Origin of the sequence: Micromonospora sp. NPDC049374, assembly GCF_040677165.1 — a bacterium.
In the GTDB taxonomy this organism is placed as follows: domain Bacteria; phylum Actinomycetota; class Actinomycetes; order Mycobacteriales; family Micromonosporaceae; genus Micromonospora.
Genome location: NZ_JBFAQH010000009.1, coordinates 185,535 through 200,811 on the forward strand (window position 1 = coordinate 185,535; position 15,277 = coordinate 200,811).

Here is a 15,277-nt window from a genome sequence, read left to right on the forward strand (position 1 = left end):
TCTGCGCGGATGATGGCGGCATGGCCGCTACCCAGACCGAGGCGCGACTGCTCGTCGTCGAGGACGATCCCAACATCCTCGAGCTGCTCTCCGCGAGCCTGCGCTTCGCGGGATTCGACGTGGCCACCGCCACCAGCGGCAGCGCCGCGCTGAGCGCGGCCCGGGACCATCGCCCCGACCTCGTGGTGCTCGACGTGATGCTGCCGGACCTCGACGGGTTCGAGGTGATCCGGATGATGCGCGAGGGCGGCACGCGTACGCCGGTGGTCTTCCTCACCGCCCGCGACGCCACCGACGACAAGATCCGCGGGCTCACCCTGGGCGGCGACGATTACGTGACCAAGCCGTTCAGCCTGGAGGAGCTGACCGCCCGGATCCGGGCGGTGCTGCGCCGCACCAGCACCGGCGAGCAGGCACCCGCCCGGCTCACCTTCGCCGACCTGGAGCTGGACGAGGAGACCCACGAGGTCTACCGGGCCGGTCAGCGGGTGCAGCTCTCGCCGACCGAGTTCAAACTACTGCGCTACCTGATGCTCAACGCCAACCGGGTGCTGTCCAAGGCGCAGATCCTCGACCACGTGTGGAACTACGACTTCCGGGGCGACGACAACATCGTCGAGTCGTACATCTCGTACCTGCGCCGCAAGGTCGACACGACCGATCCCCGGCTGATCCACACCCTGCGCGGGGTCGGGTACGTCCTGCGCAAGCCGGCGGCGTGAACGCCCTACAGCAGGGCAAGCTCCGGCTCCGCGCGGTACCGCTGCGGGTCAAGCTGGTCGCGGCCGTGCTGACCCTGGTCGCCGCCGCGCTGCTGGTGATCGCCTCGCTGACCACGATCTTTCTCCGTAGCTACCTGGTCGACCAGGTGGACGCGGAACTGACGACCGCGGCCGACAACCTCGAAGCGGTGGCCGGCGCCGAGCGGTTCGGTACCGACCTGCCCACCGACTACCTGGTGGTCTTCACCGACAGCCGGTCCGGTGCGGTCTCCTGGGTCTACTTCGACACCAAGCGGTTCGACGTCAACGACCTACCGCCCTGGCCGGAGAACGCCGCCGGCTTCGAACAGGCGGCCGGTAAACCGTTCCCCGCCCGGGCGCGGGCCAGCGACATGCGCTGGCGAGTGCTGTACACCGAGCTGCCCAACGGTCAGTGGACGGCGATCGCGCAGCACCTGACCGACGTGGATCAGGCGGTCAAGCGGCTCATCTGGATCGACCTGCTGGTCGGTGGGGCGGTGCTGGTGCTGCTCGCCTCGATCGGGGCGGCGATCGTCCGCACCAGCCTCAAGCCGCTGGTGGAGATCGAACGTACCGCCGCCGCCATCGCCGGCGGGGACCTCAGCCGACGGGTGCCCGACCCCGAAGACGGCCAGCCCTGCCCGACCTCCGAGTTGGGGCGGCTCTCTCGGGCCCTGAACGCGATGCTCAGTCAGATCGAGATGGCCTTCACCGCCCGGGCGGCGTCCGAGTCCGCGGCCCGGGCCGCCGAGGTGGCCGCCCGGGAGGCCGCCGAGGGTGCCCGCGCCTCCGAGGCCCGGGCCCGCCGCTCCGAGGAACGGATGCGCCAGTTCGTGGCGGACGCCTCACACGAGCTGCGTACCCCGCTGACCACCATTCGGGGCTTCGCCGAGCTGTACCGCCAGGGTGCGGCCCGCGCCCCGGAGCAGACCTCCGACCTGCTGCGCCGCATCGAGGACGAGGCGGCCCGGATGGGCCTGCTGGTGGAGGACCTGCTGCTGCTGGCCCGGCTGGACCGCGAACGACCGCTCTCGCTCGCCCCGGTGGAGCTGCCGGTGCTGGCCGCGGACGCGGTGGCGGCTGCCCGCGCGATGGCGCCGGACCGGCGGATCGAGCTGGAGATCGAGCCCGGCTCCGGGCCCCTGGTGGTACGCGGCGACGACGCCCGGCTGCGGCAGGTGATCGGCAACCTGATGACCAACGCGCTGCGGCACACCCCGCCCGGTGCGGCGGTGACGTTGCGGCTGCGCGCCGAGCCCGGCAACCTCGCGGTGATCGAGGTGGCCGACACCGGGCCGGGCCTCACCGCCGAGCAGGCGGAGCGGGTCTTCGAGCGCTTCTATCGGGTGGACGCCTCGCGTACCCGCCGGACCGACGGCAACACCGGCACCGGTCTCGGCCTGGCCATCGTGGCCGCGCTGGTGACCGTGCACCAGGGTGCGGTCGAGGTGACCGGGACGCCGGGTGGCGGTGCCACCTTCCGGGTACGGCTGCCGCTCGCACCGGCCACCGACATCGATGACGAGTGATTTTCAGCCAATCCTCAGTTCAGCCCAAGGCGGGACGCAGAGCGATGGGAGAAGGTAGGGGCATGACCGAGTACGAGTCCGACCCGCGCCGGCCGGCCCCTACCGACGCCGAGCCGTCGCATCCCGAGCTGTCCCGCGCCGAGTACGCGCGGTCCGACTCCCCGTCCCCCGCCCGTCCCGACGCCGACCCGACGGTCGAGGCGCCGACCGTACCGGTCCGGGCCGTCGACCCGTCCTCGGCCGGCCCGGACGTCGCGCCGAGCCGGCCGGTCCCGGCCGACGCCGCCGGCTCGACCCCGGCGGCACAGCCGGTTTCCGGTCAGCCCACCTGGGCGCCGACCGGCGGTCACCAGCACCAACATCCGTACCAGCATCCGCACCAGCCGGGCGCCCGCTACCCCGCAAACCCGTGGTATCCCGGCCAGCCCGCCTGGAGCGGCGCCCAGCCGACCGGGCCCGGCGCCGCCCAGTCCGGGTATCCGGGGCAGGCCGCGGGAACGCCGGGCGGCTACCCGGGGCAGGCCGCGGGAACGCCGGGCGGCTACCCGGGGCAGCCGGCCCCGTGGGCACCCACTCCGCCGAGCGGGCCCCGCGCTGGCAAGATCGCCAAGCTGGCCGGAGCCGGCGTGGCGGTGTTCGCGCTGATGCTTGGCAGCGGCGTCGCCGGTGGCGCACTCACCCTCGCGCTTAGCGACGGTGGCGGGGTCACCCGCACCTACAACGCCGCACCCGTGATCGACGGCGCCGACCTGCCGCGCATCGCCGCGTCGGTGCAGGACAGCGTCGTGTCCATCAGCACCGGTAGTGGTGAGGGCTCCGGTGTGGTGCTCAGCGCCGACGGCTACGTGTTGACCAACAACCACGTGATCGCCGGGGGCGGCGACACGGTCCGGGTCTTCTTCGCGGACGGCACCAGCACCCAGGCCGAGGTCGTCGGTACCGACCCGAAGACCGACCTCGCGGTGCTGAAGGCGAACGGGTTGACCGATCTCCAACCGGCCACTCTCGGCGACAGCGACGCCATGCAGGTCGGTGACCAGGTGCTCGCACTGGGCAGTCCGCTCGGCCTACAGGGCTCGGTCACCGCGGGGATCCTCAGCGCCCGGGACCGCACCATCCAGGCCGGTGGGGGCCAGCAGCTCCCGGGTCAGGGGGTCAGCTCGATCTCGGGGCTGCTGCAGACCGACGCGCCGATCAACCCGGGCAACTCGGGTGGCGCACTTGTCAACACCCGGGGCGAGGTGATCGGCATCAACACCGCGATCGCCACCGCGGGACAGGGCAACACCGGCAACATCGGCGTGGGCTTCGCCATCCCGAGCAACAAGGCCAAGGACGTCGCGGAGAAGCTCCAGCGGGGCGAGAAGATCAGCCATCCGTCGCTCGGGGTGAGCGTGAACGCGGCGCCCGACGGTGGCGCGCTGATCGGCGCGGTGAACCCGGGCAGCGCGGCCGAGCGGGCGGGGCTGCAACAGGGTGACGTGATCACCCGGTTCGGGGACAAGGCCATCAACGACTCCAACGATCTGGTGGCCGCCGTCCAGGCCGGCAAGGTCGGTGACCAGGTCGAGGTGACGTACCAGCGAAATGGAGCCGAGGCGACGGCAACCGTGACGCTCGCCGAAGCGTCCTAACGAGACAGGACCTGCTTCCTCCCTCCGGGGCGGCGGGTGGCGTGGCCAAGGGGGTTGGCCGCGGCACCCGCCGCCCTTCCTCCGCTCCGGGCCCGGTTCACCCCGACCGGGTGAACCGGGTTCACCCCACGGGCCGGCAGCCTCGGGGAGAAGACTCTGGAGGCGGACGGGGGTGCCATGACCACGGCGACGGTGGCCCACAGCGATGACCGGATCCAGCGCGACGTGCTCGACGAACTCGCCTGGGAGGCGCAGGTGCGCTCGACCGACATCGGGGTGAGTGTGCGCGACGGGGTGGTTTCGCTCACCGGCGGCGTGGACAGCGCCGCCCGCAGGTGGGCGGCGGTGCGCGGGGCCCAACGGGTACGCGGGGTGCGGGCGGTCGCCGACGACATCGAGGTACGCCCCACCGGTCCGGTCGACATCACCGACGGCGACCTGGCGATCGCGGCCAGCCGAGCGCTGGAGTGGAACAGTTTCGTACCGGCCGAACGGCTGGATCTCACCGCCGCCGACGGTTGGCTGATGCTGCGCGGTGCGGTGGAGTTCGGTTGGCAGCGGCGCATCGCCGAGCGGGAGCTGCGCCGGCTGCGGGGCGTACGCGGTGTCACCAATCTGGTCGAGGTGCGGCCCGCGGCCCCGCCCGACAGCGACCGGATCCGCAGTGACGTGCAACGGGCCTTGATGCGGGGGATCGGCACGGAACGGGTGACCGTCCAGGTGCGCGACGACACGGTGACCCTGAGCGGGGTGGTGCGGTCCTGGTGGGAGCGGGATCAGGCGGAACGGATCGCGTGGTCGGCCGAGGGCGTGTGCATGGTACGGGACCAACTGCTGGTAGGTGGCTGAATCGGCAACTTGGGGCCCGGTTTGTCCCTGCCGGGACCGGGAAGACGCTCGATCTCAGCACGGCAGCCGATCCGGGCCGACGCCTGCGGACAGCGACGGGGAGGGTACGTGGCCGACAACCTAGCGCGTGAGCAGCGGCTGCGGATCGCCATGGTCGTGCCGCCGTGGCTCTCGGTACCGCCGCCGGGCTACGGCGGACTGGAACAGGTGGTCGCCGGCCTGGTCGACGCCCTGATCGCCCGGGGGCACGCGGTGACACTGATGGGGGCCGGTGCGGCGCACGGCACCGCCGCCGACTTCCTCGCCACCCTCGACGAGTTGCAGTTCGACCGTCTCGGTGAGGCGCTGCCCGAACTGGCTCACCTGGCCCGGGTCAACCATCTGCTCAGTGCGGCCGACTTCGACATCGTGCACGACCACAGCACGATCGGTCCGCTGGTGGCCGGCCGGCGGGAGGTGCCCACGGTGGCGACCGTGCACGGCAACCCGGTGGGCGAGTACGGCACGGTGCTCAGCGACACCGACCGGGGAGTGGGCCTGGTGGCCATCTCACACGCCCAGCGGGGATTGAACCCGCACCTGCCCTGGGTCGGCACCGTGCACAACGCGATGAGCCTGGACGACTTTCCGCGCAAGGACGTCCCCAGTCAGGGGCCGGTGTTGTGGCTTGCCCGGTTCAGCCCAGACAAGGGTCCGGAACTGGCCATTCGCGCCTGCCGGGCGGCGGGTCTGCCACTGGTGCTGGCCGGCAAGTGCAACGAGCCCGCCGAGCGGCGCTACTACGACGAGGTGATCCGCCCGATGCTCGGGCCGGACGTCACGGTGGTGCTCGACGCCGACCGGAAGGCCGTGCTGCCGCTGCTGGTCGAGGCGCGCTGCCTGGTCATGCCGATCCAGTGGGAGGAGCCGTTCGGCATCGTGATGTTGGAGGCGATGGCGACCGGGACGCCCGTGGTGGCGCTGAACCGGGGAGCGGTGCCGGAACTGGTCCGTCCCGGGGTGAGCGGGCTGATCTGTCAGCGGCCGGACGAGTTGCCGGCGGCGCTGCGCCAGGCCGCCGACCTCGACCCGGAGGACTGCGTGGCACATGTGGCCCGGACCTTCTCCACGGAACGGATGGCCGTCGGCTACGAGGAGGTGTACCGCCGCTTCCTCGCCGCCGCGACCCCGCGTGCCGCGGTACGCGAGCCGGCGCGGGTCACCCCGGCCTGACCGGTCCCGCTCTCAGACCTGTGCGGCACCGAGCGCGGTGATCGCCGCGTCCAGCTGCTGGGCGTACGCCGCGCTCAACCCGTCCTCACGCAGCCGGATGGAGACCTTCTCCCGGAGCCGGGCGACGCCGGGCCCCAACTCGCCCTCGCCGCCGGCCACCGCCCGGGTGAGGTTGCGCAACTCGTTACGCAGGTCGATGCCGACGTCGTCGCGGATGCCACCGTCGGCGAGGCCGGCGTCGATCACCTCGTCCAGGCGGTTCGCGGCCTCGACGAGGCTGTCGCCACCCGGTGGCGGGTTCGGTGCGCCCGTTGTCGCCGCCGGCGTCGACGAGGTGCTCGACGGTGCGGGGGTCGGCGGCACGCTGGCGCTGTCGTCCGGCGGGGCCGGCTCGGACGTCGCGGTCGGCCCGGTCGTGGGTAGCACGGCGGGCGGTCCGGCGTCGTCGTCCGGTAGTAGTGCCGGCACCGCCAGCGCCGCAGCGATCAGCGTGACCACGGCCGCCGTGACGAGCAGCGGGCGTCGCAGCCGCCGTCCCTGCCCGGCGTCGTCACCGGCGACGGGTGCCGGGCGCGGCAGCCGCCGTCCCCGCCCCGGGTCGGCCCCGGAGACTGGTGCGGAGCCGTCATCGTCGACCACCCCGGTACCGGTCTGCGCGTCGCGCCCATCCGGATGTCCGGCGGCGTTGTCGGCGGCACCGTCGGTGCCGACCGAGGTGCCCGCCACCGTGCCGGAGACAACGCCGGTGAGGGCGGGCTGGAATGCGGTGGGACCGACGGTCGGTGGAACCCAGGCGGGGACCGGGGCGGCGTTGGTCCGTCCCATCGCGGGCAGCGTGACGGTGGGCGCGAGCATTGTGTTGGCCTGCGGATCGGCGGGCAGCATCTGGTCACGCAGCACGGTGGCCACCTGCCGGGCCGTGGGGCGGTCGGCGGGATCCCGCGACAGGCAACGCAGGCAGATCTCGGCCACCGTCGCTGGCAGCCCCGGCACCCCGGCCAGCGACGGGGGTGGGCGCTCGGCGAGCGCGACGCTGAGCTCGTCCCAGGTGTCCGCCGGATAAGGGACCCGTCCGGTCAGGGTCTCGTGCAGCAGCACCCCGAGCGAGTAGACGTCGGTCGCCGGTTGGGCCGGAGCACCGTCGAGCCGTTCCGGCGCCACGTACGCGGGGGTGCCGAAGGTGGCACCGTCCTCATCGTCGTCGGGGGCGCCGATCCGGGTGGCGATACCGAAGTCGAGCACCTTCGCGCCGACCTGCGTCATCATCACGTTGGCCGTGGTGATGTCCCGGTGCACGATGCCGAGCCGGTGGGCGGCGGCCAGCGCGTCGGCGACCTGGGCGCCGATCTCCACCGCCTGCGGCCACGGCAGTGGCCCCTCGGTGAGCCGGAACTCCAGCTCCTCACCGGCGAGCAGTTCCATCACCACGAACGAGGTGATGGCGCCGTCCGGCGACACCGTCTCGCCGTAGTCGTGCACCGACGTGACGTTCGGATGGACCAGCTGTGCTGCGGCTCGGGCCTCCTCGCGGACCATGTCGCGGAACCTGGCGTCGGCGGCCAGTGACGGGGCGAGCACCTTCAGTGCGACCACCCGGTCGAGTACCTCGTCGTGGGCCCGCCAGATCACCGACATGCCGCCGGAGCCGATCTGGTCGATCAGCCGGTATCTGGTGGCCAGCAACCGGCCGGGCTGCAGCGCTGGCTTCACGGATCGCACCTGCCCTCATAGGTGGGAGCGGTATCAGGTTGCGCGAATGTTGCCCCTCTGTCAACGGGCCTCGATGTGACCCGGGCCGGGCCGACCTGACCGGTGGGCGTCGTGGCGCGGCGGTGTTCCACGCCGCAGGGGCGTCCGGGACGGGACCGTCGGAGCCGGCCGTGCCAGGATGAACGGCATGGCGCGGGGACCGGTGGCTTTCGTGCTCGGTGGCGGGGGCGTCCTGGGCGCGGTCGAGGTGGGCATGTTGCGCGCCCTGTTCCGGGCCGGGATCCGGCCCGACCTGGTGCTCGGCACCTCCATCGGAGCGGTCAACGGCGCCCTGGTGGCTGCCGACCCGTCCGAGGCGGTGACCGACCGGCTGGTACGGCTCTGGGCTTCCCCGGAGGCCAGCGAGGTGTACGGCGACTCGGTCGCCCGGCAGTTGCGGCGCTTCGCCGCCCGTACCCATCTGCACTCGCCCCGGCCGTTGCGCAAGCTGTTGGAGAACGAACTCGGTGCCCAGACCACCTTCGCGGATCTGAAGATTCCGTTCCGCTGCTGCGCGGCGAACATCGAGCGGGCCGCCGAGCACTGGTTCGTCAGCGGGCCGGTGGTGCCGGCCGTCCTCGCCTCCGCCTCGGTGCCGGGACTGCTGCCGCCGGCCCGCATCGGTGACCAGCACTACGTGGACGGCGGGATCGTCAACTCCATCCCGATCGGCGAGGCGGTCGCCGCCGGCGCCGGCCGGATCTTCGTACTCCAGGTGGGGCGGATCGAGCGGGCACTGGCACCGCCCCGGCGGCCCTGGGAGATCGCTCAGGTCGCGTTCGAGATCGCCCGCCGACACCGGTTCGCCCGGGAGATGGCCGCCCTACCCGACGGGGTGGAGGTGCACGTGCTGCCGACCGGCGGGCTGGAGCCGCGTGACGACACTCCGTGGGCGTATCGGGACATGGCGGCGGTGGGCCGGCGGATCAGCCGGGCCTACTCGGCCTCCCGGCACTACCTGGCCAACCTGGAACGCTGATGCCGTTACCGCCGCGTTGGCTGCGCCGACTGCTGCTGGCACCCGGCGTGGTGTTGCTGGCGATCCTGCTGGTGACCACGGTGCCGCTGTGGGCCCTGCTCGCGCTCGCCGTGTCCCCGTTCGTCCCCGGGCACCTGCGTCCGCTGCGGCTGCTCTGGCTCGGCTGCTTCTACCTGGTCTGGGACGCGGCGGCGCTGCTCAGCCTCTTCGGGCTCTGGATCGGCTCCGGGTTCGGCTGGCGGGTGCGCGCACCGGCCTTCCAGCGGGCGCACTACGTGCTGGCCGGCTGGTTCCTGCGGGTGTTCTTCTGGCAGGCCCGGTGGATGCTACGGCTGCGCATCGACGTGGTCGGTACCGACCCGGACACCGCGCTGCCGGGCCGGCCGGAACTGGTGCTGTGCCGGCACGCCGGTCCGGGGGACTCGTTCATCCTGATCCACGCGTTGGTGAACTGGTTCCGGCGCGAGCCACGGATCGTCCTCAAGGACACCCTCCAGTGGGATCCCGCGATCGACGTGCTGCTCAACCGGCTGCCGAGCCGGTTCATCGCGCCGGGGCACGACGGCCGGGGCTCGCTGACCGAGCAGGTCGGGCATCTGGCCACCGGGTTGGACGAGGACGACGCTTTCGTGATCTTCCCCGAGGGCAGCAACTTCACCCCGAAACGCCGGCTGCGGGCCATCGCGCGGCTGCGGGACCGGGGCCACGAGCGGATGGCGCTGAAGGCGGAGGCGATGCGACACGTGCTCGCCCCACAACCGGGTGGGCTGCTGGCGGCACTGGAGGCGGCACCCGACGCCGGAGTGATCTTCGTGGCCCACACCGGTCTGGACCGGATGCTCACCGTCACCGACGTGTGGCGGGAACTGCCGATGGACAAGCGACTGGTGATGCGGTTCTGGTCGGTGCCGCCGGAGGAGGTACCGACTGGTCGGCAGGAGCGCATCGACTGGCTCTACGAATGGTGGAGTCGGATAGACGAGTGGATCGCGACCAACCGCGACGACGCGACGTAGGGTGCGCAGGTGGAGCAGATCAGCGTGGTGACGACGGTGGTCGACGCGCGGTCGGTCGCCGATCTGCTGGCCGCCGCGGCGGTGGCCGGGCGGTTGGCGGCCTGCGCGCAGGTGGGCGGCCAGGTGGACAGCACGTACTGGTGGCGGTCGGGGGTGGAAACCAGCACCGAGTGGTCGGTGCAGTTCAAGACCGCGCCCGACCGGGTCGACGCGTTGGTCGAGCAGCTGCGGGCCAGCCATCCCTACGAGGTGCCGGAAATCCTGGTGACGCGGGTGGACTGCGGCCATCCGGAGTATGCCGCCTGGGTCTTCGAGCACACCCGCACCTGAGTACGCGCACTCTGGCGCCGGCGGGGCTCGGCCGTCGAGGATGACGGCGTGGACAACGCCTACCCCTGCCCGGCCTGCGGAAGCTCGGCGAATCTGAACTCCGGCTGCACCGGCTGCGGCCGACCGCCGCATCCGGCCGCCGCTGAGGTGATCCGGCTCGACCGGGAGATCGCCGTGCTGGGCGGTGAGGTGCAGCGGGCTCGTCAGGCGTACGAGGGACTGGTCGGGCGGCTGGACGCGGTGCGGCGACGGAGGGGCGAACTGGCCGCCGCGGTCCGGACCGAGTTCCCGGTGCCCGCCGCAGCGCCGGGCCGCAGCGCTGCATCGGCCGTCGGCGGGCACCCGGGACCCGCCCCGGTGCCGGCCGCCCCGGTGCCGGCCGCTCCGGTGCCGGCCGCTCCGGTGCCGGCAGGTCCCGTGCCGGCCTTCGGCGGCCGGCCCGCTTCCGCCCCGGTTCGCCCGGGTGGTGCGGAAGCGTCGACGCGGACCGTGCAGGGTCTGCTCTTCGTCCTTGGTGGACTGCTGCTCGGTACGGCGGCGACGGTCTTCACCGCAGTGGCCTGGGCGTCGGTCGGGGTGGCCGGTCGGGCGGCGATCCTGCTGGCGTTCACCGCGCTGCTGCTGGCCGTGCCGCTGGTCGCGCGCTGGCGGGGGCTGCGCGGCACCGCCGAGACCTTCGCCGCCGTCGGACTGCTGCTGGTGCTGCTCGACGGGTACGCCGCCTGGTCGGTCGACCTGTTCGGGGTGACCGCCTGGCCGGGCAGCCGGTACGCCGCCCTGGTCGCGGCGATCAGCACGGCGGTGGCTGTCGGTTACGCGCGACTCAGCCGACTGGCCGTGCCGTGGTTCGCCGCGCTGCTGGTCGTCCAGCCGGTGCTGCCGTTGCTCGCCGCCGGGGCCCGTCCGGAACCGGCTGGCTGGGCGGTGGTCTTCGTCGGGGTGGCGCTTGTCGACCTGGCGGTGGTGGTCGCGCTGCGGCGGCGCGCCGGTGTCGTCGCGGACGAGGGGGCCGCGACGACACCGGCGGTACGGCTGGCCGGAGCGATCCTGACCTGGGCGTGGTTCGCCGGTTGGCTGGTGCTCGCCGTGGGCTGCGCACTGGTGCCCCTGCTGGTCGGTCGGGCTGCCGGCGTACCGCTGCTGGCCGGCGGGCCGATGCTGCTGGTGGCGCTTACCGCGTTCGGTGCGGCGTTGCTTACCGGTGGCGGGCCGGTACGGGCGCTGGCAGCCGGTGCGCTGGTGCCGGTGCTGGCCGGTGCGATCATTCGCCCGGTGGTGGAACTGCGCGCCTCGGTGTGGCTGCTGGTGGCGGGGCTGGTCGCGGCCGGACTGGCCGGTGCGGTACGGCTGCTCCCGCCCGGCTGGCGGGCCGGTCCGCGCGCGGGGGCCTTGCTGGTCGCCGGTGGCGGGGGGCTGCTGACGGCGCTGGCGGGGCTGCTGCTGGCCGGTGCCGCCGTGGGCCGGTCGTTGCCGCCGTGGCGGGGGGCCACGGCGGGCCCGGTGTTCGCCTGGGGTTGGCAACTGCCGGTGACGGTGGCGCTGACCTCCGTGGCGGTGGCGTTGATGCTGCCCCGGGCGGTGCGGCCGGCGATGCTGGCGACCGGTCTCGCCGCGACCGCCCTCGCCGTGCCGGTGGCCTGGGCCGCGCCGTGGCCGGCGGTGGTCGCGATCGACCTCGCGGTGGGAGCGGTGTTGCTGGTCGCGGCGATGGTCCGCCCGGCACTGTCCACGGTGACGGTGCTGACCTCGGCGTCGGCCGGTGCGGCGTTGCTCGGGCACGGGCTGCTGGTCGGATTGGCCGACCCGATCGGTGCCGGTGCCGCCTGCGCCGTGATCCTGACCGTCGGTCTCGGCGTGGCGGTCGCCGGCCGACGCGGCGACCCGGTGCGGCGGGCCGTGGCGGGTGGTGGCCTGGCGGCCGCGGTGCTCGTGGTGCCGGCGGGGGCGGCGATCGCGTTGATCGGCGCCGGTGCCCCGCCGTGGTGGCAGGCCCGGGCCGCGCTGGCCGCCGTCGCGCTGCCGGCGGTGGCGCTGCTCGCACTGCGTCGATCCTGGCCCGAGCTGACCGGGTACGCCTCGACCGGGCTCGCCGTGGTGGGGGTCCTGACCGGACTGTCGCCCCTGGTCGTACCGGGCGCGGAGCGGGTGGCGGTGTACGCGGCGGTGGCGGCGGCCCTGGTCGCGGTCGCCGGATTCCGGGCCCGTCCGGTGGGGCTGCTGCCGGTGGCCGGGCTGGGCCTGGCCGCGGTGGTGGTGCTGGCGGCCGTGCCGGTCGTGGTGACCGCCCTGCTGACGCCGTACGGGCCACCACCCGCCGCGTGGTCTGGCGCTCCGGCGACCCGTCCGTCACCGGACGCGCTACCGGTCGGCCTGGCGCTGGTGCTGCTGTCGTTGGCGGCGGCCCTGTTCGCCTGGCCGGCCACCCACACCGCCCCGGCGGGACCTTCGGCTGCCGGGGGCGGCGCCGCTACCGACCCCGTTGGTGGTGCTACCGGTGCCGATCCGACCCGCGTCGGCAGCACCGGTGTCGGTGGCTGGCGGGTCGCCGGGGTGGTGCTGCCCTTCGTGGCCGCCGCCGGCCCGGTGCTGCTGGTCGCCGCCGCCGCGCCCTGGCCGGTGGTGCCGGCCGTGGCCCTGCTGGGTGGTGTGGTTCTGTTGCTGGCCGTTGCGCTGCGGCACCCGGGCGGACCGTTCGTCGGGGTGGCCGTGCCGGTCGGTCTGGTGCTGGCGGTGGCCGGGTTGCTCAATCTCCAGGCAACTCGGGCCGGCACTCTGGGCGGTTTGGGCCTGTTGGTGGCGACGGCGACGGTTGTCGGAGTGGGCGGGCGTCACCTCGCGGTACGCGTTCTCGGCTGGCTGGTCGCGGTGGTGGCGGCGGCCGGGTTCGCATTGACCGCCCCGCTGGCAGGCGGGCAGCCGCCACGCGTGGCGGCGTTCGCGGTGCTCGGCGTCGCCATGGTCAGCCTCGCGCTCGCCGCGACGCTGCCGTCGAGCCGGTCGAGTCTGCCGGAAGCGCTGGTGGGACGGGTGCTGGATGCCGCCGCACAGGCGGTGGCGCTGCTCGCGCTGCTGCTCACCCTGGGTGCCCTCCGGCATGCCGCGACGATCTGCGTGCTGTGGGGCGTCGCGATGGGCGTCCGGCTGTTGCGTCGGGACGAGTCGATCGAGCGGCGTTGGGTCTTCGCCGGCATCGGCGGAGGCAGCGAACTGCTGGCCGTCTGGCTGCTGTTGGCAGCCGGCGGGGTGGGGGTGCTGGAGGCGTACACGGTGCCACTGGCGGCGGTGGCGCTGGGCGCTGGTGCGGTGGGGCTGCGTACCCGGCCAGGGCTGAACAGTTGGCTTGCGCTCGGCCCGGGACTGGCCGCCGTGCTGCTGCCCAGCCTGACCGTCGTGCTGTTCGGCACCGACCCTGACCCTTGGCGGCGACTGCTGCTCGGTGCCGCCGCGCTCGGCGCGACGCTGCTCGGTGCGGTCCGCCGCTGGCAGGCGCCGGTGCTGCTCGGCGGGGGCACGCTGACCCTGCTGGCCCTGTACGAGCTGGTGCGTAGTTGGGACCTGCTGCCCCGGTGGGCCTTTCTGGCCACGGCCGGGTTGGCGCTGATCGGCTTGGCGACCACCTACGAGCGCCGCCGGCGGGACCTGCTCCGGCTGCGATCCGCCGTCGGCCGGATGAGCTGAGGTTTCGAGCGGCTCTGACCACCTGATGCCATGTGGTGCCACCCATGGCGTCGGGATGAGCCATAACGGCTTGTCTGTGTGCCATGGGTGTGCCACCATGATGCCATGGACCTGACGTCGTATGTGAGCAACCTCGGACGCGAGTTCGCCACGCTCGCCGAAGCCGGCGGAGAGGAGTCGCGCGCGCTGGTCGAGCGCCTGACCGGCTCGCTCGAGTCGGCGATCCGGATGACCCTGCTGGACGCGCTGTCGGCCGCCGCCGACGAGATCACCCGGGACCTGGCACCGGGTTCGGTGGAACTACGCCTGCGTGGCCGGGATCCGAGCTTCGTCGTGACCGTGCCACCCGCCGAGCCGAACGGGGACGCGGAGGACGCCCCGGCGACCGTCAGCGGCGCGTCGGACAACGATCTGCTGGTCGGTGAGGACGGCCCCGCGGCACGGATCAACGTACGCATGCCCGAGCAGCTCAAGGCGGCAATCGAGGAGGCCGCCGCCAGGGAGGGACGCTCGGTCAACGCCTGGCTGGTTCGGTCGGCGGCTGCCGCTCTGCAGCGGCCCGGCCGCGACCAGCGTCCCGTGCCCCGTGGCAGCGGGAAACGGGCCAAGCAGGGCTTCACCGGCTGGGTGCGCTGACCGCACCGCTCGGCTTTCCACGCCACGTCCCCGACCTGCGGGGACCACCCATCTACCCAGGAAGCGGGGACAACCATGCCTGTCTACCAGACGCCCGAACCGATTTCCGTCACGGTCGAACTCGGCGTCGGCAACGTACGCGTCGTCGCCAGCGACCGGACCGACACGGCCGTCGAGGTCCGGCCGAGCGACGTCGTCGACGAGTCGGACGTGCAAGCCGCCGCCCAGATCCGCATCGAACACGCCGACGGCACCCTCCGGATCACCGGGCCCAAGCGGGCTTTCGACCTCTCCCGGAAAACCAGGTCGGTCGACCTGACCATCGAACTGCCCAGCGGTTCCCAACTGGACGCTCATCTGCTGATGGGCGACATCCGCTGCGTCGGCCGGCTCGGTGCGTGCCGGCTCAAGACCACCGGCAGCGTGTGGCTCGAACGAACCGGCCCGCTGCGCCTGCACACCGGATTCGGGCACGTCACCGCCGATGGCATCATCGGCGACGCCGAGGTCTCCACCGGCTCCGGCAAGATCCAGATCGGTCAGATCGGGGGCGCCGCGGAGGTCAAGAACTCCAACGGCGACACCTCTATCGATGCGGTCGCCGGCGACGTGCGGGTACGCAACGCCAACGGTGCCATCGGCATCGAGCGGGCCGGTGCCGGCGTCGACGTGAAGACCTCCAACGGAAGCGTTCGCCTCGGCGAAGTGGTTCGCGGTTCGGTCGTCCTCGGCACCGCCGCGGGCGACCTGGACATCGGCATCGCCGCGGGCACCGCCGCCTGGCTCCAGGTGAACACCGGTTTCGGGCAGGTACGCAACCTGCTGGAAGACGTCAGCCGGCCCGCAGAAGGCGACGAGACGGTCGAGGTGCGCGGGCGCACCTCCTACGGCGACATCACCATCCACCGCTCCTGACCCTGGC

At 73.1% G+C, this 15,277-nt stretch carries 12 protein-coding genes; 11 read left to right on the plus strand and 1 reads right to left on the minus strand.

Features of this window, described 5'->3' with window-relative positions; genetic code table 11:
- The first annotated feature begins 20 nt into the window (after window positions 1-20).
- From AB0J93_RS17155 to AB0J93_RS17175, 5 genes are all read left to right on the plus strand, one after another.
- Complete coding sequence (locus AB0J93_RS17155; RefSeq protein ID WP_099853003.1) at window positions 21-722, plus strand: response regulator transcription factor; 702 nt, start codon at window positions 21-23, stop codon at window positions 720-722.
- On the plus strand, window positions 719-2,272 hold the full coding sequence (locus tag AB0J93_RS17160) for an ATP-binding protein (RefSeq protein ID WP_363922829.1): 1,554 nt from the start codon (window positions 719-721) through the stop codon (window positions 2,270-2,272). The genes AB0J93_RS17155 and AB0J93_RS17160 overlap by 4 nt, the downstream gene beginning before the upstream one ends.
- Before the next feature lie 62 nt (window positions 2,273-2,334).
- A complete protein-coding gene (locus AB0J93_RS17165) occupies window positions 2,335-3,906 on the plus strand; it encodes a trypsin-like peptidase domain-containing protein (RefSeq protein ID WP_363922831.1) in 1,572 nt (523 codons plus the stop codon).
- A gap of 177 nt (window positions 3,907-4,083) precedes the next feature.
- On the plus strand, window positions 4,084-4,755 hold the full coding sequence (locus tag AB0J93_RS17170) for a BON domain-containing protein (RefSeq protein ID WP_363922833.1): 672 nt from the start codon (window positions 4,084-4,086) through the stop codon (window positions 4,753-4,755).
- A gap of 150 nt (window positions 4,756-4,905) precedes the next feature.
- Window positions 4,906-5,967, plus strand: a complete 1,062-nt coding sequence (locus tag AB0J93_RS17175) for a glycosyltransferase family 4 protein (RefSeq protein ID WP_363922995.1) — start codon at window positions 4,906-4,908, stop codon at window positions 5,965-5,967.
- A 12-nt stretch (window positions 5,968-5,979) separates the two neighbouring features.
- Here AB0J93_RS17175 and AB0J93_RS17180 read toward each other — a convergent pair whose 3' ends face one another.
- Window positions 5,980-7,677, minus strand: coding sequence for a protein kinase (locus tag AB0J93_RS17180; RefSeq protein WP_363922835.1), 1,698 nt, complete (start codon window positions 7,675-7,677; stop codon window positions 5,980-5,982).
- A 187-nt stretch (window positions 7,678-7,864) separates the two neighbouring features.
- Here AB0J93_RS17180 and AB0J93_RS17185 point away from each other — a divergent pair, with 187 nt between their 5' ends.
- From AB0J93_RS17185 to AB0J93_RS17210, 6 genes are all read left to right on the plus strand, one after another.
- Complete coding sequence (locus AB0J93_RS17185) at window positions 7,865-8,695, plus strand: patatin-like phospholipase family protein (RefSeq protein ID WP_093405517.1); 831 nt, start codon at window positions 7,865-7,867, stop codon at window positions 8,693-8,695.
- The gene (locus tag AB0J93_RS17190; RefSeq protein ID WP_363922837.1) at window positions 8,695-9,711 is read left to right on the plus strand and encodes a 1-acyl-sn-glycerol-3-phosphate acyltransferase; all 1,017 of its coding nucleotides are present in this window, start codon (window positions 8,695-8,697) and stop codon (window positions 9,709-9,711) included. Before AB0J93_RS17185 ends, AB0J93_RS17190 begins: the two co-directional genes overlap by 1 nt.
- Window positions 9,712-9,720: 9 nt before the next feature.
- Window positions 9,721-10,041, plus strand: a complete 321-nt coding sequence (cutA, locus tag AB0J93_RS17195) for a divalent-cation tolerance protein CutA (protein WP_363922839.1) — start codon at window positions 9,721-9,723, stop codon at window positions 10,039-10,041.
- 48 nt (window positions 10,042-10,089) lie between these two features.
- A complete protein-coding gene (locus tag AB0J93_RS17200; protein ID WP_363922841.1) occupies window positions 10,090-13,719 on the plus strand; it encodes a hypothetical protein in 3,630 nt (1,209 codons plus the stop codon).
- A 105-nt stretch (window positions 13,720-13,824) separates the two neighbouring features.
- Window positions 13,825-14,355 carry an Arc family DNA-binding protein gene (locus AB0J93_RS17205; RefSeq protein WP_363922843.1) on the plus strand — a complete coding sequence of 177 codons (531 nt, stop codon included), beginning with the start codon at window positions 13,825-13,827 and terminating at the stop codon, window positions 14,353-14,355.
- 75 nt (window positions 14,356-14,430) lie between these two features.
- Complete coding sequence (locus AB0J93_RS17210) at window positions 14,431-15,270, plus strand: DUF4097 family beta strand repeat-containing protein (protein WP_363922845.1); 840 nt, start codon at window positions 14,431-14,433, stop codon at window positions 15,268-15,270.
- The last annotated feature ends 7 nt before the right edge of the window (window positions 15,271-15,277 follow it).

Excerpts from the sequence above, each read along its gene's own strand:
- AB0J93_RS17155 (WP_099853003.1), top strand. The coding sequence starts at position 21 with ATGGCCGCTACCCAGACCGAGGCGCGACTGCTCGTCGTCGAGGACGAT.
- AB0J93_RS17165 (WP_363922831.1), top strand. The coding sequence starts at position 2,335 with ATGACCGAGTACGAGTCCGACCCGCGCCGGCCGGCCCCTACCGACGCC.
- AB0J93_RS17170 (WP_363922833.1), top strand. The coding sequence starts at position 4,084 with ATGACCACGGCGACGGTGGCCCACAGCGATGACCGGATCCAGCGCGAC.
- AB0J93_RS17175 (WP_363922995.1), top strand. The coding sequence starts at position 4,906 with ATGGTCGTGCCGCCGTGGCTCTCGGTACCGCCGCCGGGCTACGGCGGA.
- AB0J93_RS17185 (WP_093405517.1), top strand. The coding sequence starts at position 7,865 with ATGGCGCGGGGACCGGTGGCTTTCGTGCTCGGTGGCGGGGGCGTCCTG.
- AB0J93_RS17190 (WP_363922837.1), top strand. The coding sequence starts at position 8,695 with ATGCCGTTACCGCCGCGTTGGCTGCGCCGACTGCTGCTGGCACCCGGC.
- AB0J93_RS17205 (WP_363922843.1), top strand. The coding sequence starts at position 13,825 with ATGGACCTGACGTCGTATGTGAGCAACCTCGGACGCGAGTTCGCCACG.
- AB0J93_RS17210 (WP_363922845.1), top strand. The coding sequence starts at position 14,431 with ATGCCTGTCTACCAGACGCCCGAACCGATTTCCGTCACGGTCGAACTC.